Source organism: Paenibacillus sp. FSL H8-0282, assembly GCF_037963825.1.
In the GTDB taxonomy this organism is placed as follows: domain Bacteria; phylum Bacillota; class Bacilli; order Paenibacillales; family Paenibacillaceae; genus Paenibacillus_AQ; species Paenibacillus_AQ odorifer.
Map to the genome: position 1 here is coordinate 3,168,930 of NZ_CP150146.1, position 26,724 is coordinate 3,195,653.

The 26,724-nt window shown below is 41.7% G+C and carries 23 protein-coding genes; 19 read left to right on the forward strand and 4 right to left on the reverse strand.

Annotation, left to right across the window (positions count from 1 at the left end; genetic code table 11):
- Positions 1–107: 107 nt before the first annotated feature.
- The 7 genes from NST94_RS13985 (at position 108) to NST94_RS14015 (ending at position 8,136) form a co-directional block, all read left to right on the forward strand.
- Positions 108–1,169 (forward strand): MoxR family ATPase, encoded by a 1,062-nt coding sequence (locus tag NST94_RS13985; RefSeq protein ID WP_076190418.1) that lies wholly within the window; start codon positions 108–110, stop codon positions 1,167–1,169.
- A gap of 2 nt (positions 1,170–1,171) precedes the next feature.
- Positions 1,172–2,971 (forward strand): peptidase, encoded by a 1,800-nt coding sequence (locus NST94_RS13990; protein ID WP_076302037.1) that lies wholly within the window; start codon positions 1,172–1,174, stop codon positions 2,969–2,971.
- 36 nt (positions 2,972–3,007) lie between these two features.
- Positions 3,008–3,469, forward strand: coding sequence for an NUDIX hydrolase (locus NST94_RS13995; RefSeq protein WP_076184650.1), 462 nt, complete (start codon positions 3,008–3,010; stop codon positions 3,467–3,469).
- A 72-nt stretch (positions 3,470–3,541) separates the two neighbouring features.
- Complete coding sequence (locus NST94_RS14000; RefSeq protein ID WP_339282090.1) at positions 3,542–4,612, forward strand: stalk domain-containing protein; 1,071 nt, start codon at positions 3,542–3,544, stop codon at positions 4,610–4,612.
- Between the two features lie 172 nt (positions 4,613–4,784).
- Positions 4,785–6,650: an acyltransferase family protein gene (locus NST94_RS14005; protein WP_076302039.1), complete on the forward strand. Its 1,866-nt coding sequence runs from the start codon at positions 4,785–4,787 to the stop codon at positions 6,648–6,650.
- 90 nt (positions 6,651–6,740) lie between these two features.
- On the forward strand, positions 6,741–7,247 hold the full coding sequence (locus NST94_RS14010; RefSeq protein WP_076125785.1) for a sigma-70 family RNA polymerase sigma factor: 507 nt from the start codon (positions 6,741–6,743) through the stop codon (positions 7,245–7,247).
- Between the two features lies 1 nt (position 7,248).
- Positions 7,249–8,136: an RsiV family protein gene (locus NST94_RS14015; RefSeq protein WP_076134938.1), complete on the forward strand. Its 888-nt coding sequence runs from the start codon at positions 7,249–7,251 to the stop codon at positions 8,134–8,136.
- 592 nt (positions 8,137–8,728) lie between these two features.
- On the opposite strand, the gene NST94_RS14020 is transcribed toward NST94_RS14015, so the two are convergent.
- A complete protein-coding gene (locus NST94_RS14020; RefSeq protein WP_076302040.1) occupies positions 8,729–9,313 on the reverse strand; it encodes an AAA family ATPase in 585 nt (194 codons plus the stop codon).
- A 231-nt stretch (positions 9,314–9,544) separates the two neighbouring features.
- On the opposite strand from NST94_RS14020, the gene NST94_RS14025 reads away from it, so the two are divergent.
- Both NST94_RS14025 and NST94_RS14030 read left to right on the forward strand, forming a co-directional pair.
- On the forward strand, positions 9,545–11,101 hold the full coding sequence (locus tag NST94_RS14025) for an ABC-F family ATP-binding cassette domain-containing protein (RefSeq protein WP_036677991.1): 1,557 nt from the start codon (positions 9,545–9,547) through the stop codon (positions 11,099–11,101).
- Between the two features lie 110 nt (positions 11,102–11,211).
- Complete coding sequence (locus NST94_RS14030) at positions 11,212–12,327, forward strand: phosphotransferase (protein ID WP_076302041.1); 1,116 nt, start codon at positions 11,212–11,214, stop codon at positions 12,325–12,327.
- A gap of 72 nt (positions 12,328–12,399) precedes the next feature.
- Here the strand turns inward: NST94_RS14030 and NST94_RS14035 are convergent, their stop codons facing one another.
- Positions 12,400–14,061, reverse strand: coding sequence for a ribonuclease J (locus tag NST94_RS14035; RefSeq protein WP_076302129.1), 1,662 nt, complete (start codon positions 14,059–14,061; stop codon positions 12,400–12,402).
- A gap of 129 nt (positions 14,062–14,190) precedes the next feature.
- Between NST94_RS14035 and NST94_RS14040 the strand changes: the two genes are divergently transcribed.
- The 6 genes from NST94_RS14040 (at position 14,191) to NST94_RS14065 (ending at position 20,454) form a co-directional block, all read left to right on the forward strand.
- A complete protein-coding gene (locus NST94_RS14040; protein WP_076302042.1) occupies positions 14,191–14,667 on the forward strand; it encodes a GNAT family N-acetyltransferase in 477 nt (158 codons plus the stop codon).
- A gap of 117 nt (positions 14,668–14,784) precedes the next feature.
- A complete protein-coding gene (locus NST94_RS14045) occupies positions 14,785–15,318 on the forward strand; it encodes a TetR/AcrR family transcriptional regulator (protein ID WP_076278425.1) in 534 nt (177 codons plus the stop codon).
- A gap of 13 nt (positions 15,319–15,331) precedes the next feature.
- Positions 15,332–15,658: a multidrug efflux SMR transporter gene (locus NST94_RS14050; protein ID WP_076125773.1), complete on the forward strand. Its 327-nt coding sequence runs from the start codon at positions 15,332–15,334 to the stop codon at positions 15,656–15,658.
- A 17-nt stretch (positions 15,659–15,675) separates the two neighbouring features.
- A complete protein-coding gene (locus NST94_RS14055; protein WP_076217536.1) occupies positions 15,676–16,035 on the forward strand; it encodes a multidrug efflux SMR transporter in 360 nt (119 codons plus the stop codon).
- Positions 16,036–16,325: 290 nt separating this feature from the next.
- Positions 16,326–19,856 (forward strand): discoidin domain-containing protein, encoded by a 3,531-nt coding sequence (locus NST94_RS14060; protein WP_076302043.1) that lies wholly within the window; start codon positions 16,326–16,328, stop codon positions 19,854–19,856.
- A gap of 256 nt (positions 19,857–20,112) precedes the next feature.
- Complete coding sequence (locus tag NST94_RS14065; protein ID WP_076125767.1) at positions 20,113–20,454, forward strand: DUF1801 domain-containing protein; 342 nt, start codon at positions 20,113–20,115, stop codon at positions 20,452–20,454.
- An 80-nt stretch (positions 20,455–20,534) separates the two neighbouring features.
- On the opposite strand, the gene NST94_RS14070 is transcribed toward NST94_RS14065, so the two are convergent.
- Positions 20,535–20,957 carry a MarR family transcriptional regulator gene (locus tag NST94_RS14070; protein ID WP_256721010.1) on the reverse strand — a complete coding sequence of 141 codons (423 nt, stop codon included), beginning with the start codon at positions 20,955–20,957 and terminating at the stop codon, positions 20,535–20,537.
- Positions 20,958–21,233: 276 nt separating this feature from the next.
- Between NST94_RS14070 and NST94_RS14075 the strand changes: the two genes are divergently transcribed.
- Positions 21,234–22,757 (forward strand): MDR family MFS transporter, encoded by a 1,524-nt coding sequence (locus NST94_RS14075; RefSeq protein WP_076184547.1) that lies wholly within the window; start codon positions 21,234–21,236, stop codon positions 22,755–22,757.
- 78 nt (positions 22,758–22,835) lie between these two features.
- Here NST94_RS14075 and NST94_RS14080 read toward each other — a convergent pair whose 3' ends face one another.
- Positions 22,836–23,921 (reverse strand): helix-turn-helix transcriptional regulator, encoded by a 1,086-nt coding sequence (locus tag NST94_RS14080; RefSeq protein ID WP_076302045.1) that lies wholly within the window; start codon positions 23,919–23,921, stop codon positions 22,836–22,838.
- A 128-nt stretch (positions 23,922–24,049) separates the two neighbouring features.
- Between NST94_RS14080 and NST94_RS14085 the strand changes: the two genes are divergently transcribed.
- From NST94_RS14085 to NST94_RS14095, 3 genes are all read left to right on the forward strand, one after another.
- Positions 24,050–25,129: a saccharopine dehydrogenase NADP-binding domain-containing protein gene (locus NST94_RS14085; protein WP_076184549.1), complete on the forward strand. Its 1,080-nt coding sequence runs from the start codon at positions 24,050–24,052 to the stop codon at positions 25,127–25,129.
- Positions 25,130–25,164: 35 nt separating this feature from the next.
- Complete coding sequence (cysC, locus tag NST94_RS14090) at positions 25,165–25,731, forward strand: adenylyl-sulfate kinase (protein ID WP_076302047.1); 567 nt, start codon at positions 25,165–25,167, stop codon at positions 25,729–25,731.
- 166 nt (positions 25,732–25,897) lie between these two features.
- The gene (locus tag NST94_RS14095) at positions 25,898–26,668 is read left to right on the forward strand and encodes a flavodoxin family protein (protein WP_076302048.1); all 771 of its coding nucleotides are present in this window, start codon (positions 25,898–25,900) and stop codon (positions 26,666–26,668) included.
- Positions 26,669–26,724 lie beyond the last annotated feature (56 nt).

Below are 26,724 nucleotides of genomic sequence, written 5' to 3' on the forward strand. Positions count from 1 at the left end.
GTGGGGTTATTCATCTGTTGTTGAAGTTCGTTCCTGAGCTAATGAATTATTTGTTATACTGTGTATAGTTATCGTTATTATCATTTCATTAAAAAAGGAGCATTTATTTGAATCTAGCAACTCCTGTAACACCTATTCAACTTATGCAAGTACTTCTAAACGTTTCTGTGATTCGCCCTGTTTTTATCTGGGGGGCGCCTGGTATTGGGAAATCTTCGCTAGTAGAAGCTTTTGCTGATCAGGTGGGTCTTCCTTGTGTGTCTCTATTAGGTTCTCAATTAGCACCTGAAGACATCATTGGAGTCCCGCAAATCGTTAACGGTAAGAGCCAATTCTGTCCTCCAAAAATGATTGCTCGGGATGAACCTTATTGTTTGTTCCTGGACGAGCTTAATGCCTGTTCTCAAGAAGTGCAAAAAGCTTTTTATAGTCTCATCCACGAACGCCGCATAGGCGATTATCACCTACCTGAGGGCTCTATAGTAATAGGAGCTGGTAACCGTGCACAAGATAGTGCAATTGTTAAACCTATGTCCTCCGCGCTTATCAATCGGATGTTCCATATACAGTTAAATGTATCGTTTCAAAATTGGATCTCTTGGGCATATGAGCATAACATTCATCCTATGGTTATTGAATATCTGGAATTGCGTCCCGATCATTTGTGGAGTGCACCTCCAAAGACTGAAGAGCCTTTCTCCACGCCACGCTCTTGGCATATGCTTAGTGATGCACTACATGAGTTTGGCGATGATATAAATGCGGATACCGTGGGGATTTTAGCGAATGGTTCACTGACACCTGCTCACGCCACACAATTCAGGGCTTTTTATAAAAATCTAACTGGAAAATATGAACTTAATCAAATTATAGATGGTAAATCCTCATTTCCAACGGCTCCAGAAGATCGGGATCTCCTGTATTTCCTGGCGCAATCCTTGCGTGCCCAGATTATCAAAGAACTCCCTCCGATTAAAGATAACGTACGAGATGGACATCGCCAATTTGCACACACTGTTAAAAAGCTGATTAAAGACTTGTCCGTCATTAGCTTCGAAATTGCACAGCTAGTAGTTGCTAAGCAGGAGCAAAGTGATAATATTCCAGATTGGTTAATGGTTGAAATTGTACGTGATTTACCACGTCTTGCAATAAAAGAGCGGGGGTAAATATGGCTAAAAAAACAACTCCAGATAATCCCGCTTTGAAAAATTTTAATGAAGCATGTTCGTTAATCGCGGATCATCCTATTTTTGCGCCGTTATCTGTTCGAGCTTCGATTATTCATAATGAAAATAGTCCCTATCCTGAAGACGGCTGGGCAATTGTCACTAATAACGGTTATATTTACACTCATCCTAAAAGGCGTGGCGAGGTTGCTGAATGGATGTACGTTTTGGCACATTGTTTTCTTCATTTAGGTCTTGGACATTTAAAGATTAAAGAGAATCAAGTGGCGTGGAACGTTGCATGTGATGTGTACATAGCAAAGTTTTTAAATGACTTGAAGCTTGGGAAAGTACCCGCAGATATGGAGTCGCGAATTGATCTTACAATTAAAGATGAACAACAGCTTTACGAGCAGTTTATGATAAAAGGAATTCCGGACACCTCCAGATATTTTGGGACTGCGGGTGTTTCAAAACTGGATATGAATGTTAGAGAAACCACCAAAAGATACTGGGGAAAAGCACCGGATTGGGAAGCCTATTTTGCTTATGGGTTATCTAATGCTGTGACGAATGCAGTAAGTGTTGCTGGAGGCCATGCTAATACTATTAGTGACCCTGCACTTTCATTAACCGCTCCACAACGTGCAAAACGATGGTTTATGGACAGATATCCTTTATTAGGTGCGCTTGCCGCCGGCTTTGAGATTATAGAAGATCCAGCGATATGTCGGCGATTTGATATTTCCATAGCTGCCATTGACGTTATTGAGCGCAAAATATTTATGAACCCTGCAGCCGGACTAAACGATGAGGAGTGTATTTTCGTGATGGCGCATGAGCTTCTGCACGCGGGGCTTCAGCATCACGAGCGATGTCTTGGCCGGGATCATTATCTTTGGAATGTGGCTTGTGACTACGTAATAAATCTATGGCTAGTAGAAATGAGTGTAGGGGAGTATCCGCGAATTGGACTCTTATTAGATCCTGAGCTTAAAGGTTTATCTGCTGAAACGATTTATGATCGTATGGTCGGAGATATCCGCACTTATAAGAAACTGGCGACCTTGAGAGGGAATGGACTTGGTGACATTTTAGATAACGGTTCATCAAGTTTTTGGGATGCGAGAGAAGGACAGACGTTAGATGATTTCTGTAAAAATGCTATGCAACAAGGACTGATGTATCATGAAGAGCAAAGCCGCGGTCTTTTGCCATCAGGCCTAGTTGAAGAGATTAGAGCGCTAGGCCAGCCACCTATTAAATGGGATGTAGAGCTTGCTCGGTGGTTTGATCATTATTTTTCACCGCTTGAGAAGACCAGATCTTATTCACGAATTAGCAGACGTCAATCTTCTACACCTGATATCCCTCGACCACAGTGGGTTCATAGCGGTGCTGCAGATGATGGCCGTACTTTTGGAGTTATTTTAGATACCTCAGGCTCAATGGATAAAAAGCTTCTGGCCAAAGCATTAGGAGCCATTTCAAGTTATGCGCAGGCTCGTGATGTTCCTTTTGCACGGATTATCTTTTGTGATGCTTGTCCTTATGATGCAGGTTTCATGCCCCCGGAGGCTATCGCGGATCGGGTACAAGTGAAGGGAAGAGGGGGAACGATCTTACAACCAGCTATTGATTTGATTCAACAAGCTGAGGATTTTCCGAAAAAAGGACCACTTCTAATTATTACAGATGGTTATTGTGACAAGCTGACCATTAAAAGAGACCATGCTTATATTTTGCCCAAGGGAAATGACTTGCCTTTCTCACCCAAAGGACCTGTATTCAGAATAAATTAGGGCTTAGAATAAATTTAGAGCGAGGTAACAATGGATATGAATCCCCCCAAACATATTCTTTCAGCAGCTACAGTTGTATTCAATGATCAAGAAGAAATCTTATTAATAAAAGGTCCACGTAGAGGCTGGGAGTTGCCAGGTGGACAGGTTGAAGAGGAGGAGTCCCTTATAGAAGCAGCAATCAGGGAAGCCAAAGAAGAATCGGGCATTGATATAGAGATAAATAAGTTCTGCGGAGTTTTTCAAAATGTTGATCGATCTATTTGTACTAACCTATTTCTAGGGAAAGCCATCGGCGGCGAACCTGCTACTAGTTCCGAGAGCTTAGAAGTTGGTTTTTTTTCGATAGAACAAGCATTGGAAATGGTCACATGGAAAAACCTCAGACTGCGGCTGGAGTATTGTCTAAATGATAAGGTGCAGCCTTTTTACGTAGAGTTACGGGGTACAGAAGTTGAAAAAATTATATTTAAATTAGAAAACCAGCAAACTTTTTAGAGGTCCTCCTGCGTCCTAGCTAATGAGTGTCATCGGAAGGCACTTATAAATAGAGATGGAGGATGACGAGATATGAACAAAAGAACAAAAAATCTATTTAAAATGAGTGCAGTTGGATGTGTAGCCATTATGGGAGTGAGTGCAGCTTCTTTACCGGTTCATGCTATGGTTTCCACACAAGTAACAGCTAATGTTTCTGCGGCTTTACCGTCGAAGGCACCAGCCCTTGCTGGCATTGAAGTACAAGAAAAAGTACTTAACACAACAAGTAAATACCTGATTGCAGATTTAAAAGTACCACAGCTAACAGGAATGCTGGATACTCATTATCAAGATGAACTGAACGATATTATCCTCTCTCATGCTGAAAAGGATCTGGCACAGTGGGAGAAAGACGCCGCAGAAATGGGCAAAAAAGCACAGGCTGATCAAATGGAATTTCATCCTTATACTCTTTACATTACTTATGATCTGAAATCAAATGGAACAGGTTCTCCAGCAGGCGTTATCTCCTTGAATGTTACTACTGAAGGTTCTGAAGGTGGAACAAGCATGCCGCGGATCGATACTTATAATGTGAAAAATATAGCTGAGGCAGAACCTGTTGCACTAACGGATCTACTGGGCGCTAACTACAAAGAGAAGCTCGATGCAGACATTCTGGCAGCGATTAAAAAGGATTCAGATAAATATTTCTTAGAAGAGTACACAGGAACTTCAACTGAGCAGTCGTTCTATATCGATAAAGGTAACTTAGTAATCGTATTCCCTAAATACAGCATTGCGCCAGGTTATGTAGGTTCACCAGAGTTTCGGTTCAGCTTAAATCATAGTTCAACGGATACAACTAAGCTAGATTTGAAAAAAGTAGCTACTTTCACGAATAAGAAAGGCGTGCTCATGGTATCGCTTCGTGATGTGGCCAGTCAACTAAACTATGAATTGAAATGGAATCAGTCTACCAAAACCGCTGAGTTGATGAAAGGAGCACAGTGGACAAGTGTTACGCTTAACAAAGATTCATACTTCTTCGCAAAAATGACTCCTAAAGCTTTAGGTGCCGCACCTGTTCTGCAAGATAACAAAACCTATGTACCTGTTCAATTCGTATCAGAAATTCTACAGGTTGAAGTTCAGAAATAACCATTTAGAAGTTTGTGAAAGTAGTTTGATTTATTAAAAACATCCCGCAGGGTAATTCTTGCGCGGGTGTTTTTTTTACTTTTGATAACAGATCAGCCAGTTTAAAGAACTTTTTGAGCTGCTCCTGCGTCCTGCCTATGAACAACAAATTAAGGGTAAGGACTGAAACAGAATGAATGACAACAAGCGTTATATGCCTGGTATTGATGGACTAAGAGCTTTTTCCGTACTCGCTGTCATAGCCTATCATTTGAATTTGAAATGGGCTGGGGGTGGACTGCTGGGAGTGGGAATCTTTTTTGTGATCTCGGGTTATCTCATCACAGACCAAATCATTAACCAATGGGAGCGTCATCGAAGATTGGACCTTCTGGACTTTTGGATACGTAGAGCACGGAGGTTGCTGCCGGCGACGATAGTCATGCTGATCGTTGTCACCATATGGCTCTTAATCATAGATCCCACGAGATTAAATGGGCTGACAGGAGATTTCATGTCATCACTATTTTACGTTAATAACTGGTGGTTAATATTTCATGATGTTTCGTATTTCGAAAGCTTTGGACCTCCTTCACCGATCGGACATTTATGGTCACTTTCTATTGAAGAACAGTTTTATATTCTATGGCCGCTGCTGCTCGTACTAGGACTAAAGATCATAGCTCGTCGAGGTAAACTTATTGCCTGGATTCTGGCTTGTGCTGCTGTCTCAGCTTTAGCCATGGCTATGTTCTATGTACCGGGCACAGATCCAAGCAGGGTCTATTATGGAACAGATACTCGCATATTTGCACTTCTAATTGGAGCGGCGCTTGCCGTTGCATGGCCTAGTCAGAAACTTAAAAATACAGTCACAGAAAGATCTCGTTATATGTTTGATATCATTGGTGCTCTGGGACTGCTGGTATTAATGGTGTTAGTTTACCGGGTTAACGAGTTTGATGAATCACTATATCGGGGTGGATTTTTGATCATCTCTATCATTACTGCTGTAGTGATTGCCGTGCTTGCTCATCCTGCCAGCTCTCTTGGACGGAAAATGGGCTGTAAACCCTTGCGATGGATAGGTATACGTTCATATAGCTTATACCTTTGGCATTATCCCGTAATTATTCTTACCAGCCCTAATGGGAATCCAGATGAGAGCGGCGTGCTTCGAATTATCCTTCAGTTAGCAGGAAGTTTTCTACTGGCAGCCTTATCATACAAATATGTGGAGGAGCCGCTCCGGCGGGGATCATTAAGAAACATTTGGAACAATTGGAGTGCAAAACAACGCCGCAGCTACCGCCCAGTCTTTCTTATGACCATGATCTTTTTGGTTCTTATTCCGATTGCCTGCAATGGATATTTATCCAATGCTGAATCTGACACACCTACAATCGAAGTTGCAGATAAGCAGAATGTACAGCAAGAGGGAACAGCGCAAGATCCAATAGATCACAACTCATTGGCACCACCCGTAGAAAAAGATACGACTGATGTTGAGAAGCAAAAACCTGACACTGAAGAGAAACAAGTTGAACCAGAAGGAAACATAGCGGTAACCGAGAAAAATCAAACCGGAAAGAATATTACGGCCATTGGTGATTCTGTCATTTTGGATGCAGCTCCGTTTTTAGTAGAAAGTCTCCCTGGTATTGTCATCGATGGAAAGGTCGGCAGACAGATGATGCAGGCACAGGAGGTGGTTGATCAGCTTAGAGCACAAGGACGCTTAGGGGAGAGGATGATCATAGAGCTGGGGACGAATGGAGCTTTTAACTCCAAGCAATTACGTAAACTACTAAACTCGTTAAGCGATGCGGAGCAGATTCTTTTGGTCAATACACGTGTGCCGAGAAAGTGGGAGCAGACTGTGAATTCCACCCTTTCAAAAGTTTCCAGTGAATTCAGGAATACGACCATAGTAGACTGGTACTCAGCTAGTGAAGGAAAAGACGACTACTTCTACAAAGATGGTGTTCATTTGAAACGTGAGGGTGCCAAGTATTATGCATCAATTCTAATTAAAGCTTTGGAAAAAGAAAATAAATAATTTATTTGGAATCTCCAAACTTTTTTATACTCACCAAACGTCTTACTCCTGTTACAACACCAGATCACAAACAGAGAAGGATAATCGACCATGTTGAATAGGAAAACCGAGAAAATATTGACGCGATGTATCAAAGAAAACAAAGAAAATGTATACCGGCTTGCTTACAGTTATGTGAAAAACAAAGAGGATGCCCTCGACATTGTGCAGGATTCTATTTATAAAGCGATGACACGAATGGATTTGCTAAAGGATCACGATGCCGTGAAAAGCTGGTTTTACAGGATTGTCGTGAATACTTCCTTAGACTTTTTGCGCAGAAACAAGAAGGTTCAGACGATGGAGCCAGAGATAATAGAAACCTATAGTCCGGCTGTTGAGGATAGCTATACAGATATGGATTTGAAAAGAACACTGGAAGAGTTGCCGGCGAAATACCGAAGTGTGATCGTGCTTAGATATTTTGAGGATATGAAGATTAATGAAGTGGCTGAAGTTCTTAACGAGAACACCAATACAATAAAGACAAGGCTGTATCAGGCCCTTCAGTTATTGCGGGTGAAGCTGAATGATGAAGCCTTAAAGGAGATAAAGTAAGATGGACGAAAGAATACAAGAATTACATAAAGAGTATACCGATATTCCCATTCCGGAAGAACTTGATTTGATTGTAAACCGCTCTATAAAGCAGTCACTTAAAGCCAATAGAAAAAAACACACGACAACTAAGTGGGTGGCTAGTGTTGGTGCGGCCGCAGTTATTTTTCTAGTAGCCATAAACACCAGTACAACCGTAGCAAGTGCATTATCTTCCATTCCAGGCGTTGATCGGATAATAAAAGTGCTGACTATTAAAGAATACGTTGTAGAAGAAGAGAACTACGATGCAAATATCAAGGTTCCAGCCGTTACGGATATGGAAAATAAAGAACTGGAGCTTGGATTGAACAGCAAATATTTAAGTGAGAATAAAGCACTATACGAAAAGTTCCAAGCGGAGATCGAAGCGTTGAAGGAACAAGGTGGGGGCCATTTGGGGCTGGACGTAGGTTATGAAGTGAAAACGGATAATGAGCGCATTTTCTCCATTGGCAGATATGTTGAGGAAACCGCTGGTTCATCTTCAATGGAAGTTACTTTTGATACGATAGACAAAGTGAACCAGATCCTTATTACATTGCCAATGCTATTTAAAGATGATCAATACATTGAACGCATCAGTGAAAATATTAAAGAACAGATGATTGCTCAAATGAAAGCAGACTCTGAGAAAGTTTACTGGATCCCTGAGTATGGCGATGATGTGCCAACGGATCAGTTTACCTCCATTACGAAGGATCAGAGCTTTTATATCAACACCGAAGGTAAGCTTGTAATTGTGTTTAATAAATACGATGTCGCACCGGGTTATATGGGCTCCGTTGAATTTGTGATACCAACCGCGGTGCTTGCTGATGATTTGGTCAGTCAGAAGTATATTCAATAAAAGAATTCTGGGAATAACGTGATCTGAGTCCGAAACTCTGCACAAAAGGTGATAAAAGTGGAAATAAGATCATCTGGGTCCGAAAGTTTAGCCAAAACTCTTCGTCAAAGCCTCAAACATCGTTTGATGTCATTATTTTACGGGGGACGCAGCAGCTAACGGACTCAGCTGACCCTAAACGCAGCATTATCGCACTTTTGCAATTCTATCGGACCGCATAGTCGCTATTGGCACGAAAAACACGCCCCAAGCACACTTTTCTAACGAATAGCTGCACTGGGGTCCGAACCTCTGTACAAAAGGTGCTAAATGTGTAAATAAGGCCATCTGGGTCCGAAAGTTTAGCCAAAACTCTTCGTCAAAGCCTCAAACATCGTTTGCTCTCATTATTTGACGCGAACGCTGTTGCTATCGGACTCAGCTGACCCTAAACGCAGCATATCGCACTTTTGCAATTCTAACGGACCGCATCGTCGCTATTGGCACGAAAAACACGCCCCAAGCCACTTTTCTAACGAATAGCTGCACTGGGGTCCGAAACATTGCGCAAAAGGTGATAAAAGTGGAAATAACGTCATCTGGGTCCGAAAGTTTAGCCGTAAATAAATCGTTCTACTGCCGCAGCAGTAGCAGTAATATCCGGGTTAGAATTGTCGATCAACACAATATTTTCAGCCGGGAGCGGCCATTCTACCGTACGGTTGCCAAGAGAAGTGCGGAATTCATTCCAATGCTGGAACTTCCATTCATCTAGTGGTGATTGTCTGTCTTGAATTCGTTCCCGGTACAATTCCTCGTTGGCTAACCCTACCAAGACAACCTTGACCTCAACATCATGAAGGGAACGCCCGATCCGAGCTAATTCATGGCTGATCCAGTCAGAACTGGCCGCCTCTTTGGTAAAGGGACCAACCACAAAAGCATCGACGTCCAAGCTTATATTATCCAGCGCAGCATCCATAGTGATTCGATAACCTAAATCGCGGCATAACCTTTTGTACTCTGCTGAGTCTCTATCTGCCGGATCCAGTCCGTGTAAAGTCATTATCGCGTCAGCAGCAGGCCGTAGTAGGATATCCATATCGAAAAAAGGTATTTTGCGCCGCGAAGCAATCGCTTTAGCTAACGTTGTTTTGCCTGCTCCAGCTGGACCAAGAAAAAATACAAGTTTATTCATTTTTAATTCTCCTTAGTTCTCAAGTCAACTCCAATGTGTATCTATGCATACTATCATATAAAAGATGACGAGCAATCGCCAGCGCAAACCCATTCTCGGCAAGTGACGGTCCACAAAACTAAAATTGCTCGCAAATTAGCCCATAAAATGATAATTTTTTGCTTCTCCATTGAGTTTTTAGTTAATCCTGCTTATAATATAGCGAGAAAAATAAGAAAAAGGTGTCCATAAATGAGCATATTAAATGTTGAAGGATTAAGTCATGGCTTTGGAGATCGTGCGATCTTTAAGGATGTTTCATTCCGTCTCCTAAAAGGCGAGCATATCGGATTATTCGGCGCTAACGGCGAAGGGAAATCCACTTTTATGAATATTGTTACAGGCAAACTGCAACCTGATGAAGGTAAAGTCGAATGGTCCAAGCGGGTGCGTGTTGGCTACCTCGATCAGCATGCAGTGTTAACCAAAGGAATGACGATTCAAGATGTACTCAGAAGTGCTTTCCAGTACCTGTTCGATCTTGAGCAAGAGATGAACGATATGTATGGCAGAATGGGTGACGTTTCACCTGAAGAGCTGGAAAAGCTGCTTGAAGAAGTAGGTACCATCCAAGATACACTTACAAATCAAGACTTTTACATGATCGATGCGAAAGTACAAGAAACCGCGCGTGGACTAGGGATCACTGACATTGGATTGGATCGCGATGTAGCCGATCTTAGTGGTGGTCAACGTACCAAAATCTTGCTTGCTAAGCTATTGCTTGAAAAACCAGATATTTTGCTCCTCGATGAGCCTACGAACTATCTGGATGAGCAGCATATTGAATGGCTGAGACGTTACCTTCAAGAGTACGATAATGCTTTTATTCTGATCTCACATGATATGCCATTCTTGAACAGTGTTATCAACCTGATCTACCATATGGAAAATCAAAAGCTGACCCGATATGTGGGTGATTATGAGCAGTTCCAACAAGTCTACGAAATGAGAAAACAGCAGCTTGAGTCTGCTTACAATCGCCAAAAGCAAGAAATAGCAGAGCTGAAGGATTTCGTAGCTCGTAACAAAGCCAGCGTGGCTACCCGTAACATGGCGATGTCCAGACAGAAGAAGCTCGACAAGATGGAGATCATCGAGATTGCCAAGGAGAAACCGAAACCACAGTTTAACTTTAAAGAAGGTAAAACTGCCGGCAAGATGATTTTCGAAGCAAAAGAATTGGTTATCGGCTACGACTCTCCATTGTCCAGACCGCTTAATTTGTTGATGGAGCGTGGACAGAAGATCGCGTTGGTTGGGGCAAACGGAATTGGTAAAACAACTTTGCTGCGCAGTATTTTAGGTGAAATCTCTGCATTGTCTGGTTCAGTAGAACGTGGATATCATCAGGAGATTGGCTATTTTGAGCAAGAGATGAAGGAAGGCAATTACAAGACTTGTATTGAGGAAATCTGGGATACATTCCCGTCTCTGTCACAATTCGAAGTACGTGCTGCTCTAGCTAAATGCGGATTAACCACGAAGCATATTGAGAGTAAGATTGCTGTACTAAGTGGTGGGGAAAAAGCTAAAGTTCGTCTATGTAAGCTGATTAATAGCGAAACTAATATTCTTGTATTAGATGAGCCAACGAACCACTTGGATATCGATGCCAAAGATGAACTGAAACGCGCTCTAAAAGCATACAAAGGAAGCATTCTTATGATTTCTCACGAACCCGATTTTTATCAGGACATCGTAACCGATATCTGGAATTGCGAAGATTGGACAACGAAAGTATTCTAATAAGTAAGTCTTTGATGAACAAGCCTATGAGTGATAACGAATCTGTTACGCTTCATAGGCTTTTTTTAGTGGAATAGAATGGGATCTTAACAGAGACAGGGAGGGTCTATGTGCTAGAGAATAAAATGGATCAGCTTAACAGCTGTGTTCAGCGGATTTTTGAAGAATCCGAAGCAAAGATAGTCAATTTTACATGTGAAGATTTAGATTATAAAACACCTAACTTTACAACAGCGGGTATCTTTCGTCTAAGCGGTTTTGCATCTATTAATCATAAGCAGCTTCCATGGTCAATCATATTAAAGATAATCAAGCCAGATAGTGCGGAGAAAGATAATCTTCAGCATCACAATTACTGGCGACGAGAAGCTCTAGTCTTTGAATCCAAGATTCTCGACGAGCTTCCTAGCTCAATCAAGGCACCTAAGTGTTATCTTGTTGAGGAACAAGCAGATGGTACCGTATGGTTATGGATGGAACGAATAGATGGGGAATATGCTTACACAAAGGAACAGTTTGATTACATCGCTGAACAGTTAGGTCGTTTCAATGGAACTTATCTGACAGGAAAGAAAATTCCTGATGAGAAGTGGATTTGCAGAAACTGGCTTAAATCATGGACTACCTCGAGTAAAATCTACGCCCCTAATCCAGCAAAATATATAAATCAATTACACAATGATAATGAACGTAGTATCTGGACATGGTTCCAAGACTTCACAGACCAGATTGACAGAAGCTTGCGTTCTTTGAATAGCTTGCCGCGAGTGCTTGCACACCAAGACCTCAGTCAAATGAATATGCTGCTAACTCAAAGTGATACGGACGGCGAACGGCTAATATTAATTGACTGGCAATTTATGAGTATATCGGGGATAGGTGAAGACCTTGGCAAAATGTTTGGCGTAAATATGAGCTTAGGAGTTTTTCCTAATCATCGCTACGAGGAATATAAAGAGTCTTTATTCCAAAACTATATCGAGGGATTAAAAGATTCAGGATGGCAGGGGGACGAGTCCCTTGCAAGATATGGTTATTGTTTAGGCACTGCTTTACGTTGTATCTGGGAAGTGCCTCAATACTTTTCATTGGCCGCACAGTTAAAAACGGATCCAACTAACCTAAAGCTTCAAGATCGAGTTTCCCAATTGGAGCAAATTATTAATATTCAACGGAATATGGCGACAGAATGTATCAAGATGAATACATGGGCGCAATTTAGTTAAAATGTAGTTAAAATCTATCCTCTACAACTGGATACAAAGAGAAAAGGAGCTCCCCACGGGAACTCCTTTTTATTAAACCTCAATGATGATTGGAAGAATCATTGGCCGCCGTTTCGTTTTTTCGTATAGGAACTTACTTAATGATTCTTTGATGGTCTGCTTGATGATATTCCATTGGCCGAGATCCGTTTCGTTCATTTTTTTAAGGGTCGATGTTACATGCTGGTTGATCTCGTCCATTAAATTATCGGAGTTACGGACATAAACGAATCCCCTGGAAATAGTGTCTGGCTCGTTTAATAGACGTCCATCGGTTTGGCTCAGTGTAATCACTGTAATCAGAATGCCGTCTGCTGACAGCTGGCGACGATCGCGAAGCACAACATTTCCAATATCTCCGATCCCAAGGCCATCCACTAGAATTTGCCCAGCAGTCACTCGACCGGATTGGCGGACAACACCAGACGATGACTCAACGATGTCTCCATTTTTTAGAATAAAGATATTTTCCGGTTTGACGCCTACCGCCTCCGCTAACAAGCTGTGATGATGCAGCATACGGTATTCACCATGAATCGGAATAAAGTATTCAGGTTTCATTAGAGTCAGCATTAGCTTAAGCTCCTCTTGGCTGCCATGCCCGGAGACGTGAAGCTCACTGCGTGAACCATAGATAACTTTAGCGCCCAGCATATATAAATTATCGACAATCCTTGAAACATTCCGTTCATTCCCCGGGATGGGATTGGCTGCGAGCAGCACCGTGTCCCCAGCCTGGATCTCCATCAATCGATGGCTTGAGTTCGCTAAGCGGGATAGTGCGGCCATGGGCTCTCCTTGACTGCCTGTACATAAAACAGTTACCTGTGCCGGAGTGAGCTTAGCAGCTTCTGCAGGTTCGATCAGCATATCGTCCGGAATGTTCAAATAACCGAGTTCTTGGGCCACTCTGACTACATTTACCATACTTCTGCCGAGTAAGGTCAATTTACGTTCAGTTAAGTGAGAAGCATCAATGATCTGCTGTAGACGATGTACATTTGAGGCGAAGGTAGAAATAAAAATTCTACGGTCTGCTTTTAAAAAGGCTTCTTCTATGTGAGCGCCAACAAGCTTTTCAGAAGGGGTGAAGCCAGGACGCTCAGCATTAGTGCTTTCTGACAGCAAGATCTTTACACCGTTTTTCCCAATATCGGCCATTTTATGTATATCTGGATACTGCTTGTTGACAGGCGTCATGTCAAATTTGAAGTCTCCCGTATGAACTACGATACCTTCAGGTGTATCGAATACTACGCCAAGGCAATCTGGAATACTATGATTTGTATTAAAAAATGTTGTAGTAATGGCTCCCAGGGTTAACGTAGATTCTGAATTAATACAATGGAGTTTCGTTTGTCGTAAAATTCCATGTTCCCTAAGTTTATTTTCGATTAATCCTAAGGTTAAACGGGAAGCATATATTGGGATATTCAACTGTTTAAGCAGGTAAGGAATCCCGCCGATATGATCCTCATGTCCGTGAGTCACCACCAACGCTTGTACCTTATCAATATTATTTAATAAATACGAAACATCAGGAATAATTAGGTCAATCCCTAAGAGACTTTCATCTGGGAATTTAGAGCCGCAATCAATGACAACAATATCATCTGCGTATTGCAGGATATACATATTTTTACCAATTTCATGAACCCCACCTAATGCTGCAATCGAGAGTTGCTTAGCTGCCATTTTCATTGAAGCCCCTCCTAAATAAATTTCTCTATATTATGTTTGAATCCCATTATAATTATCCATTCTGAAGCTTGATACAATATAATAACTGAAGAAAGCTAATCGAAAGATAGGAGAACGTTACTCATGAATATCCGACTATTACAAATGAAAGATAATAGCTCCATTGAAAAGGTCATTAGGGACTGCCTAATTGAGTTTGGCGGGAATCGCTCGGGTCTAGCCTGGGAGGATGACAGCCTGCATCATTTATCAGATGATTATAATCATAGTGAGAATCGGGCTTATTGGGTTGTCGAAGAGGGAGGGGAAGTATTAGGGGGGTGTGGCATTGCTCCTTTCGGGAATGATGACAAGATATGTGAGTTGCAAAAAATGTATTTATCTCAGTCGATTAGAGGTAACGGGATAGCCAAAGAACTTTTAAATACAGCGTTGGACTTTGCTAAGCTTCATTACAACCAATGTTATTTGGAGACACTTCAAAACATGCACGCAGCTAACCGTTTCTATATGAAAAATGGATTTGAGCTTTTGGATGAACCGCTTGATGGGTCGGAGCATTTCGCTTGTGATGCTTGGTATATTAAAAATTTAATGTGAATTGCTTTAAAAATGTTGGAGGCCTGGATTACCAGGCTTTTTTTGATCTAAGGTAATGATTTTTTATTTGACAATAAAACCGTCCAGACGGTATAGTAAATAACAGAGGTGATTATCGTGAACAGTAATTCAAAACGAAGTAGTATTTTATTAGCAGCTTCTATAGTAGTTAAAAATAATGGGGTGGAGAAGCTTACGCTTGAAGCCGTTGCCAAAGAAGCGGGGGTCAGTAAAGGTGGACTGCTGCACCATTTTCCGAATAAGGAAGCTTTAATAAAAAGTATGGTGGAAGAGTTAACAAGTGATTTTTTCAGTAATGTTCAAGAAAGAGTAGCGAATACATCTAGAGAAACGGGGAAGTGGGGACGAGCGTTTGTTCAGGCGATTGACGACGATCTTAAGGAAGAGCAAGAGATTAGCACCGCGCTTTCGGCTGCTCTTTTTACGAATCCGGATATCCTTAAGAAATTTCAAGATCAATACTCAGTATGGCAAAACAATATAGAGAACGATGGAATAGATCCTGTACGTTCCACAATTGTCAGGCTGGCAGCGGACGGTTTATGGTATTCAGAAATGTTCGGATTAGGAGCTTTAGATAAGGATTTACGAGATAAAGTGATTCAAGAATTAATAAACATGACGGAGTAAGGAGGGGCTATTGTTGAATTCATATCTGTTACTGGCAACAGCGATTATCTGCGAGGTATTTGGTAGCTCCATGCTTAAGGTTTCTAACGGGTTTAAAAAGATTTTACCTTCAATAGGAGTCGTACTCGGCATGGGTTCAGCCTTTTATTGTCTTTCTTTAGCGCTTTCAACGATTCCACTAGGGACGGCTTATGCTATTTGGTCGGGGGTAGGTACGGCTTTAACTGCGTTAATTGGAGTCATCATTTATAAAGAAAACTTCAATCTGAAGAAATTACTCGGCCTGATTCTTATCATTGGTGGAGTAGTCATTATGAAACTTTCTGGTGGATCTCATTAGAGCTTGGAGGAAATGTTATGAACAAGAATAAGGGGTTTTGGGTACTGGGGGTAGCTATTATAAGCGAAGTAATAGGTACAACTATGCTGAAAATGTCAGAAGGGTTCACACAAATATTGCCTACTATAGGTGTTATTATTGGTTTTATTATCGCATTTTATAGTTTGTCCATAAGTCTCAGAGTTTTACCTTTAAGCCTAGCTTATGCGATTTGGGCAGGTGTAGGTACAGTTCTAACCGCCATCGTTGGTATCGTAATATGGGGGGATCCATTTAGTATGCTTACACTTGCAGGCATAGTATTAATAGTTGGAGGTGTGGTTTTATTAAACTCTCCAGATTCAGCTAATGAAAAAGAACTTAAAACCACAAGTTAATCTTCATAAAAAACTAGGGCCTGAGAAATCAGGCCTTTATTTGATGGACGTGATGTTAATAGATTCCATATTTAGGGTAGTTTCGCGATATTGGTATCACATATCTTTTCCGTAGAATTACATCTTATAGCTTGATCCGCTTCTTCTCTATAATGAGAGTGTCTCACATTGAAAGGAGGATCGGTTGTTATTTAATGTGCTCTGAGATGAATTTGATTGTAAACGCTATCATTTGAGCACTCCGATAAGGCGACACGTTAGTGAGTATCTACATTAAGAGGAGGATTATAATGCGCAACAAGTATGTCGTTTGGTCGCTTGTAGTAACCCTGTTGATTTCAAGTTTATACCTGGCAGCGGGTCCGTTCACATTTGTTAGTGCCTCTGGTGGCGCGAATTTGACGCTGGGCAAAACTGTGACGGCTAGTGGTCAATCACAAACGTATAGTCCAAACAATGTGAAAGACAGCAATCAAGAGACGTATTGGGAAAGCAGCAATAATGCATTTCCGCAATGGATCCAAGTAGATCTCGGTACAGAGACAAGTATTGACCAAATCGTATTGAAGCTGCCAACGGGCTGGGAGACGCGTACGCAAACACTCGCCGTTCAAGGCAGCACAAATGGATCTACATTCACTGACATTGTTGGTTCAGCTGATTATGTGTTCAATCCTTCAGCAGGAGGGAACACCGTTAAGATTGATTTTTCAGCAACCAGCACTCGTTATGTACGCCTGAATGTAACAGGCAATACGGCTTGGCCGGCAGCGCAAGTATCTGAGTTCGAAATTTATGGAGCTAGTACACCAACACCGACGCCAACAGCCACACCAACGCCAACAGTTACACCAACGCCAACAGCCACACCGACGCCAACAGCCACACCAACGCCAACAGCCACACCGACGCCTACAGCCACACCAACGCCAACAGTCACACCAACGCCAACAGTCACACCAACGCCAACAGCCACACCAACGCCAACGGCCACACCTGTTGCGGGCAGTAATATCGCGGTTGGCAAATCGATTACCGCATCCTCTAATACGCAATCATTTGTGGCAGCAAATGCTAATGACAACAACACCAACACATACTGGGAAGGTGGCAGTAATCCTAGTTCATTGATACTTGACCTGGGGTCAAACTACAACGTTTCCTCCATCGTTCTAAAGTTAAATCCAGCCGCTGCATGGGGAGCACGTACCCAAACGATTCAAGTGCTCGGTCACAATCAGAACACAACGACATTTGGGAATCTGGTGTCAGCACAATCGTATTCGTTTAATCCAGCTTCAGGAAATACAGTAACCATTCCTGTTACCGCAACTGTCAAACGTCTACAGCTTAATATTACTGCCAACTCGGGTGCTCCAGCTGGACAGATCGCCGAATTTGAAGTATACGGTACTCCAGCTCCGAATCCGGATTTGGTGATTACTGGCATGTCCTGGTCACCAACGAATCCGGTTGAGTCTAATGCGATTACGCTGAACGCAATCGTAAAGAATATCGGCAATGCCAGCTCTCCAGCTACTACTGTTAATTTCTATTTAAATAATGAGCTTGTAGGCTCAGCTCCGGTAGGTGTACTAGCAACTGGAGCATCGACAACAGCATCGATGACACTTACCGCAGGAGTTAAGCCTGCCGCAACGTATTCAGTTAGTGCCAAAGTTGATGAAGACAACCTAGTTATCGAACAAAATGAAGCGAATAACAGCTACACGAACCCAGCGTCACTTATTATCGCTCCAGTGTCCAGCTCTGACTTAGTGGGAACTGTTACATGGACACCAAGTAATCCTGTTGCTAATAACAATGTAGCGTTTAATGTAAATCTTAAGAATCAAGGAACCATTGCCTCTGCAAGTGGTTCACATGGTATAAGCGTTGTTCTTAAAAACTCTGCGGGGTCCACTATTCAAACCTATAATGGATCTTATAACGGTGCCTTAGCAGCGGGGGCAATAGTTAATGTTGCGATTCCAGGGACTTGGACAGCGATTAATGGTAACTACACAGTCACCACTACTGTTGAAGTGGATGCTAATGAGATAGCTGCCAAGCAAGCGAATAATGTAAGTGTTTCTAATCTCGTTGTCTATGCTGCGCGTGGTGCAAGCATGCCGTATAGCCGATATGATACCGAGGATGCTACACTCGGGGGTGGCGCGACATTGAAATCGGCGCCAACCTTTGATCAAGCATTAATCGCCTCTGAGGCTTCTGGTCAGCGTTATATAGCTCTTCCTTCGAATGGTTCGAACTTAGAGTGGACGGTCAGACAGGGTCAAGGCGGCGCAGGTGTAACTATGAGATTTACAATGCCTGACTCTGCAGATGGGATGGGATTGAATGGTTCACTGGATGTGTATGTGAATGGAGCGAAAGTAAAAACAGTTTCCTTAACCTCATACTACAGCTGGCAGTATTTCTCAGGTGATATGCCTGGCGATACACCTAGTGCTGGACGTCCACTATTCCGTTTTGATGAAGTTCACTGGAAGATGGATACACCCCTCCAACCTGGGGATAAGATTCGAATCCAGAAGAACAATGGAGATAGCTTGGAATATGGTGTGGATTTCCTTGAAATTGAATCTGTTCCAACAGCAATTGCCCGCCCAGCTAACTCCGTATCTGTAACAGATTACGGTGCTGTGGCAAACGACGGACAAGATGATCTGGCAGCTTTTAAAGCTACTGTAAATGCAGCCGTGGCAAGCGGAAAGTCTATTTATATTCCAGCAGGTACCTTTAATCTTAGCAGTATGTGGGAGATTGGTTCTGCTAGTAATATGATCAATAACCTCACTATTACTGGTGCTGGTCTCTGGCATACCAATATTCAGTTCACCAATCCTAATGCTGCGGGCGGTGGTATTTCACTCCGTATTTCAGGTAAGCTAGATTTCAGTAATGTATATATGAATTCTAATTTGCGCTCACGTTATGGACAAAATGCAATTTACAAAGGTTTTATGGATAACTTTGGAACCAACTCTATTATCCATGATGTCTGGGTAGAGCATTTTGAATGCGGAATGTGGGTAGGCGACTACGCTCATACACCTGCTATTTATGCTACCGGGCTGGTAGTTGAAAACAGTCGGATTCGGAACAATCTTGCAGACGGCATCAACTTCTCGCAAGGAACTAGCAATTCAATTGTACGCAATAGCAGTGTGCGAAATAATGGTGACGATGGTCTTGCAGTATGGACCAGTAACACAAATGGTGCACCTGCTGGTGTGAATAATACCTTCTCGTATAACACCATTGAGAATAACTGGCGTGCGGCAGCGATTGCTTTCTTTGGAGGAAGTGGTCATAAGGCTGATCATAACTATATCATTGATACAGTTGGTGGTTCCGGCATACGTATGAATACCGTTTTTCCAGGTTATCATTTCCAGAATAATACGGGTGTAGTTTTCTCAGACACAACCATTATTAACAGTGGCACGAGTAAAGATCTTTATGGGGGTGAACGTGGCGCAATTGATCTTGAAGCATCAAATGATGCTATCAAGAACGTTACATTTAATAACATAGACATCATTAATACCCAGCGTGATGCGATTCAATTTGGATATGGTGGTGGATTCGAGAACATCGTGTTCAACAACATCAATATTAACGGTACAGGACTTGATGGAATAACAACTTCACGGTTCTCAGGTCCACATAAAGGTGCAGCTATTTACACCTATACAGGCAATGGTGCTGCAACCTTTAATAACCTGACAACCTCCAACATTGCTTATCCGAATCTGAATTATATTCAGAGCGGTTTTAATCTAACGATTCACTAATTTTATGTACGAGGTTGAGGGAGAAGCTCTTAGGAGCTTTTCCCTTTTTAGCTTGAAACGAGCTGGATATCTCTAAATTGCCAGAAGGATAATGACTACATGAACAAGAAATTAATATAAGGGGAATTTAAACTATTAAATTTTTGAAATTCTTTTGCAGATGTGTTGATTTCTTAAAGGACCTCCTGATTTTGTTAAACAACTTACTGCGCTTATTCAGGCAAACCATTTAATTACTTAAAGGGAGAGATGAAAAATGAATCAGGAAGTAATCGATTTTATTGAAGCGCTAAAAGAATCATGGCAGGTGGAGTTGTCCACCTCACTACGTGAGGTTGTTCATCAGGCTATACCGGATGTGCAGGAACGTATTCAGTATAAGAAACCTCATTTTTTGAAAAATGGAAAATACGCTGCGGCCATCTCGACATCAAAAGACGCAGTCAGCTTTGTAATCTTTAATACAACCGAGCTAACGCTTCCAGAGGGAGTATTTGAGGGACCACCTGAAAGGAAAACCCTGAAGCTTCGAAAAGGAGACACATTTGATTCTGCACAATTGGTCTCTTTAGTTGCTCAAGCTTCAGCTTCTCTTTGATCCATACTTATATTAAAAGGACGATATCTCAAAGTCATTTGACTTCATGGGAGATCGTCCTTTTTGACGATTATACAGTTTTAGTTACTCGTTGTAGTGCTGAGATAGTGAATCTGCTCTTCCAGGATGGTACTTGCTTTGCCTAAAAATGTTGTTATAAGCTCAAGCTCCTGCTCAGTAAAGGAAGACGCCAGTTTAACCATCTTAGTGTGTAAAGGAAGGTAGGCATTTCCAACGTCGTTATTCTCATATAAAGGGACAATGATCACCTTACGACGGTCATTGAGGTCATGTTCTCTGCGAACAAAGCCGTTTTTTTCAAGTCGATCAACTAATGTGGTAATGCTGCCTGTAGTAAGTCCAGTTAATTTGGATAGCTCGCCGGCGGTGATAGGACCTTTTTCATGAAGGATATCTATAGATAGAAAATCGTTATTGTATAACCCTAGAGAAGTTGCTACTTTTTGCTGATACAAAACCGTTCGGCTACCTAGGCCCCGCATGCGTAAAGTTAAGTCTTCCTGCTGAATTGTAACTTGATTGTGTCGATCTCTTGACAAAAGAGGACCCTCCTTTTAAAATGTTTGTATCTTGATAGTCAAGATAATCAATGAACAAGATGCTTGATGAACATCTAATTAATTGTCTTGATTTTATCGAATTATTCACTAATTTGCAAAGGGTATAACATCACATGGTTTGGAATGAAGCCTGTGCACAATCCTTTAACAATTAGAGTAGAACTAAACATTTGGGAAAAGTGGAGGAGAAAAAGGAGCATGGAAAAGAAAAATAAAGTTGGGGTTATTATAGTAGCTCTATTGTTGGCTACACTTATGGCATCAATGGATAATACTATACTTGCAACCGCAATGGGAACCATTGTAGGTGACCTTGGCGGCTTTGACAAATTGATGTGGGTTACGTCCGCTTATATGATAGCTGAGATGGCGGGTATGCCGATTTTCGGTAAATTATCGGATATGTATGGACGTAAGCGATTTTTTATTTTCGGTATTATTGTTTTTATGATTGGTTCAGCTTTATGTGGTACGGCAAATTCTATTGTCCAGCTTAGTATTTATCGGGCAATTCAGGGTATTGGTGGAGGGGCACTCGTTCCTATTGCATTCACGATTATGTTCGATGTAGTGGCCCCAGAAAAACGGGGGAAAATCGGTGGGTTATTCGGTGCTGCCTATGGTATTTCCAGTATTTTTGGTCCTCTTATTGGCGCTTATATAGCGGATTATATTCATTGGTCTTGGGTCTTTTATATCAATTTACCCATTGGTGTTATTGCATTCTTTATGATCGCTTTCTTCTACAAAGAATCTGTTGAGCATTCCAAAGAGAAAATTGATTATCTTGGGGCTTTTACACTTGTAGCTTCAATCCTTTGTCTCATGTTTGCGATTGAGCTCGGGGGTAAGAAATATGCTTGGGACTCGACAATGATTCTGGGATTGTTTATGGCTTTTGTTGTGTTTTTAATTGGTTTTATTGTTATCGAACGTCGTGCAGAAGAGCCAATCATTACCTTTGGCATGTTCAAGAATCGTCTCTATTCTACGAGTAATGTTATGGCGATATTTAGCGGAGCGGCATTTATTACAGCCTCGGTGTACATTCCAATTTATATTCAAGGGGTTCTTGGCGGGTCTGCCACAAATTCGGGGCTTGTTCTACTTCCGATGATGATTGGTTCTGTTATCACTGCTGCTGGCGGAGGATTCTTGCTCTCTAAATTTAATTATCGCACGATCATGATTTCTACGTTAGTACTCCTTGTAGCAGGTATGGCTCTACTTACCACACTAACACCAGACTCCTCCCGGTTTATAGTCACTATTTTTATGTTTCTGGTGGGTCTTGGCATAGGTTCATCATTTTCTGTTCTAAGCAATGCAGCGATTCATGGATTTACAGCAAGACAACGGGGTTCTGCAAGTTCGACACTTAGCTTCACACGGGAGCTGGGAATGACACTTGGCATTACGGTATTTGGTATTATTCAAAGTCACATTTTTTCGAATAAACTAGCTTCCATGTTCAGTAAGGGAGGCGCGGCACCAGAAGGTGTTAATCTAAGTGATCCAAGTACAATTTTGACTCCCGACACACGGGCCAAAATCCCCTCTGAGGTTCTTGATAAAATCACCGAAGGATTATCTTCTTCTCTTGTTCATACCTTTGCTTGGGCGATTATTCCATCAGTTATAGCTCTAATGGCAGCATTTGTGATGAGCAGGGAGAAGTTTGATCCTGCTTCTGAGCTGGAAGAATTTACGGCATCGCATTAAGGAAATAAAAGATAAAATAAAAGCCCAAGTCCTTTGTTAATAAAGGCTTGGGCTTTTTTGATAAGAAGCTCGGCGATCCTATTTCTCTGAAATGCTATATCGAGAATGTAAATGCCAGATAAGCTCTCTACGGCTACTGACACCTGCTTTAGCGAAAATGGATTTTAAATGATCCTGAACCGTGTAAGCAGAAATATGTAACTCAGCAGCCAATTCTTTAGTAGATAATCCGCGAATTACTCCTTCAAGTAAATGCTGTTCCCGTTTCGTCAGATCATACGCTTCTGCAATGATAGGAAGCATATCTGCTGGACGTGCAGGCTCGAATGAAATAGCAATTTGCGTCTGACCGTCGTATGCATGAAGCCGGCTAGCCCGGATCACTAGATAAAGTCCGTCTGACATCCGGATACAGGACTTTGCCATCCCCGAAGATTCAGAGGGACTATTGATTGCTTGTGTGCTCACCGCCCGAATTGGTCGTGGCAGGATATGGTGATCAATTTTTTCTAATGAACGAAGTTTCTCTAACCAACGGTCCGCTGTAGGATTAGAGGAGAGGAGCATTAGTTGATCAGAAAGGACGGCAATTCCGGAACCGTAATCTTCTTCCAGCCAAGTCTGATTTCTCTCAGGCAACTCAAGACTGAAAGCCCGCATTCTAGCGGCAATCTCAGGAAGCATTAAGCTTATCCACTCACAATCTTCCAGTGAAAATACAGGCTGACCGGACTTTCTGTAAAGTGTCAGATACCCCCAACACGCATCTCCATGAACAAGTACAGCGCGTAATTCATCCTCAAATCCTGCCGGAGACAGTACTTTTTGATAGCGAGCACTCAAATCTGGCTGCCCTTCGGTTGCTTCATATAAAGTAGCTACGTGCACTTTACTATGAACCATTTGCTCATAGGGATTAATATCGTCTTCACCGTATTCGATCTGGAACAAGTGATGATGAATGGATTCCACGTTATCTTCTGTAACCGCACCTGTCGAGAGTAGTGTCTGTGGATCAACATGGGTACAACAGGCAGCATCAAAGGGTACAGCCTCGCGTAAAATCGACAGTAATGAAGTACGGTAGCTATGTGAAGATTCAGAAACAGCACCTAACCTTATGATTTGTTGTTTAATATGATTAAGTTGTCTTATGGTTTTCATAGGTCAGCCCTCTAGTCATGGAGTATAAAAACAAGTATCCCACATTTATGGGATAGTGAATGTAAACCATATCCGTATAATTGAGAATGGTTCTTAATTATTTCTATTATATAGGATGCGGTGATAAAATGCAGAGAAAAGAAGATATTGTAGTCGTCGGTGGATATGGCCATGTAGGGCGTACCATTTGTGAAATCTTAGAGAAAAAATATCCTGGAAAAGTATATGCTGCAGGGCGAAGCCTTGTAAAAGCAAAGCAATTCAGTCAAGCAACTAATGGGAAAATTAAGCCGATGCAGTTGGATATTAATAAACCTTTACCTACTGATAAGTTAGAACGAGTGAAATTAATCATTATGTGCTTAGATCAAACGGATACGGATTTTATAAGAGCGGTGTTTCGAAGCGGTATTCATTATGTGGATGTATCTGCGAACGGTTTGTTTTTGAATGAAATTGAGAAATACAAGAGAGAAGCTGAAGACAATGGGTCAAGTGCTGTCTTAAGTGTAGGACTTGCTCCCGGCATCACTAATCTCCTGGCCCTTGAAGCAGAGCGGCAGATGGATCAGATTGAGGAGATAGAAATTGCGATTATGCTCGGATTAGGTGATTCTCATGGCAAAGCGGCGCTAGAATGGACAGTTGACAGTTTAGCAGCTAAGTTCGAAGTGAAGCAGGATAATCGCCAGGTTGAGGTGGAGAGCTTTACAGACAGAAGGTTGTATCATTTTGGTGATGAGATGGGTAAGCGATATGCTTACCGTTTTCCATTCTCAGATCAACAGACACTTAGCAGAACACTAAAATCATCGTCTATCTCTACACGATTTTGTCTTGATTCAGCTGTAGTTACTAAAATACTGGCAATAACGAAAAGAACTGGAGCCGTTCGCTTACTGCAAATAGGCTGGCTGAAGAATTCAATTGTTCGTGTTATGGGGCGGCTGCATTTGGGGGATGATGGGTTCGCTATTAAGGTTGAGGCACATGGAAGAAATTCAGAAGGTAAATTACTTCATGCGGATTTTTTATTACAAGGAAAGAATCAATCTATCATTACGGCAAAAGTAACAGCGGCAGTAGCAAAACATCTATATGATTCACCACCCCCAGGTGGAGTTTACCATATTGAGCAGATGACTGATATAGCGTATATACAGAAGGAATTAGGATCAGCCATTTCTCTCAAGACTGCGGTAAACTAGTATAATATTAATCATATAGAAAGGGGCGTCTTAGAATGAATAGAAAAGATTGGGAGCTGTTGAACGGTCATAAAGCGGGCGTGTTTTGGTTCACAGGATTTTCAGGTTCAGGAAAAAGTACACTAGCACAACAAGCTGAAAAAGAATTGTTTAAGCAAGGCATCCGATGTGCTGTGATCGACGGCGACCAGCTAAGGAAAGGTTTGAATATTGATTTAGGCTTTTCAGAAGAGGATCGTAAAGAAAATATGCGTCGCGCAGCCGAAGTAGCATCTATGTTTTTGGATCTAGGCTTTATAGTGCTTGTCCCGATGATTTCACCTTCTTCAGCTGCTAGAGAAGCGATTAGATATCGTTTTCAGTCTGGCGAGTTTGCAGAGATTTATGTGCAATGTTCATTAGAAACCTGCGAACAACGTGATCCTAAAGGGCTGTATAAGAAAGCTAGAAAAGGTGAAATTCGTGAGTTTACAGGTATTGATGCTATTTATGAAGCCCCTGAACATGCCGAATTGACAGTTAACACAGAGATTTACGATATGGAGAGCAGTGTGAATCTGCTAGTTGATTTTGTTACACATAATTACGCTAAAAAGATATAGAGGGAAGTTAACAGAAGCCTGGTCAAGTCGGGCTTCTTTTTTTTGCATTCTCAAATGGAATTATATCGCATAAAAGGGATCAAGGTGCTACAATATGAATGAATAAAATATTATTCATTCATATTGATGGGTGTTATTCAAAATATGCATATATGGAGGGGTTCAAATGAAAAAAGTTACTGCATTTATTGGGAATCAACAAAAACATGCGACCTTTGAAGCGGTTTGTGAATTTGGCAATAATTTAAAAGCATATGGTGATATTGAATTTGAGTATGTCTTTTTAAAAGATTATCGGCTTGAATATTGCCGGGGCTGCAAGATATGTTTCAATAAAGGTGAGGAATATTGTCCACTAAAGGATGATCGCGATGTATTGATGGAGAAAATGATCCATTCTGACGGAATTATTTTCGCCACGCCTAATTATGCATTTCATGTATCGGCACCGATGAAGACCCTCTTGGACCGGCTTGCTTTTGTATTTCATAGACCTCGATTCTTCGGGAAAACCTTCACGGCTATTGTCAATCAGGGGATCTTTGGAGGCAGCAAAATTGTGAAATACCTTAGTAATATGGGCGAGAATTTCGGATTTCAAGTTACAAAAGGCTGTGTCTTGACTACTTTGGAGCCAAGAACAGAAGTTGCGCAGAAAAAAATGACGAGAGAAATAAAGAAAGCCTCCGAAAGATTCTATAAGGACCTTATGTCGCCCAAGACTCCAGTTCCTTCTTTTCTCAGATTAATGCTGTTTCGAATGTCACGTACAAGTATAAAAACAATGCTTGATGATCATTCCAAGGATTATCGTTATTACAAAGAACAAGGCTGGTTTGAGTCGGGTTATTATTATCCTGTTTCATTGGGTCCTATAAAAAGGACAGCGGGTCTGATCTTTGACTTTATTGGGAAACGTATGGCGAAGAATTCGTAACCATAAAGACACTTCTCCGTATAAGATATGAACATGACCGACAATTAACCAAAAGA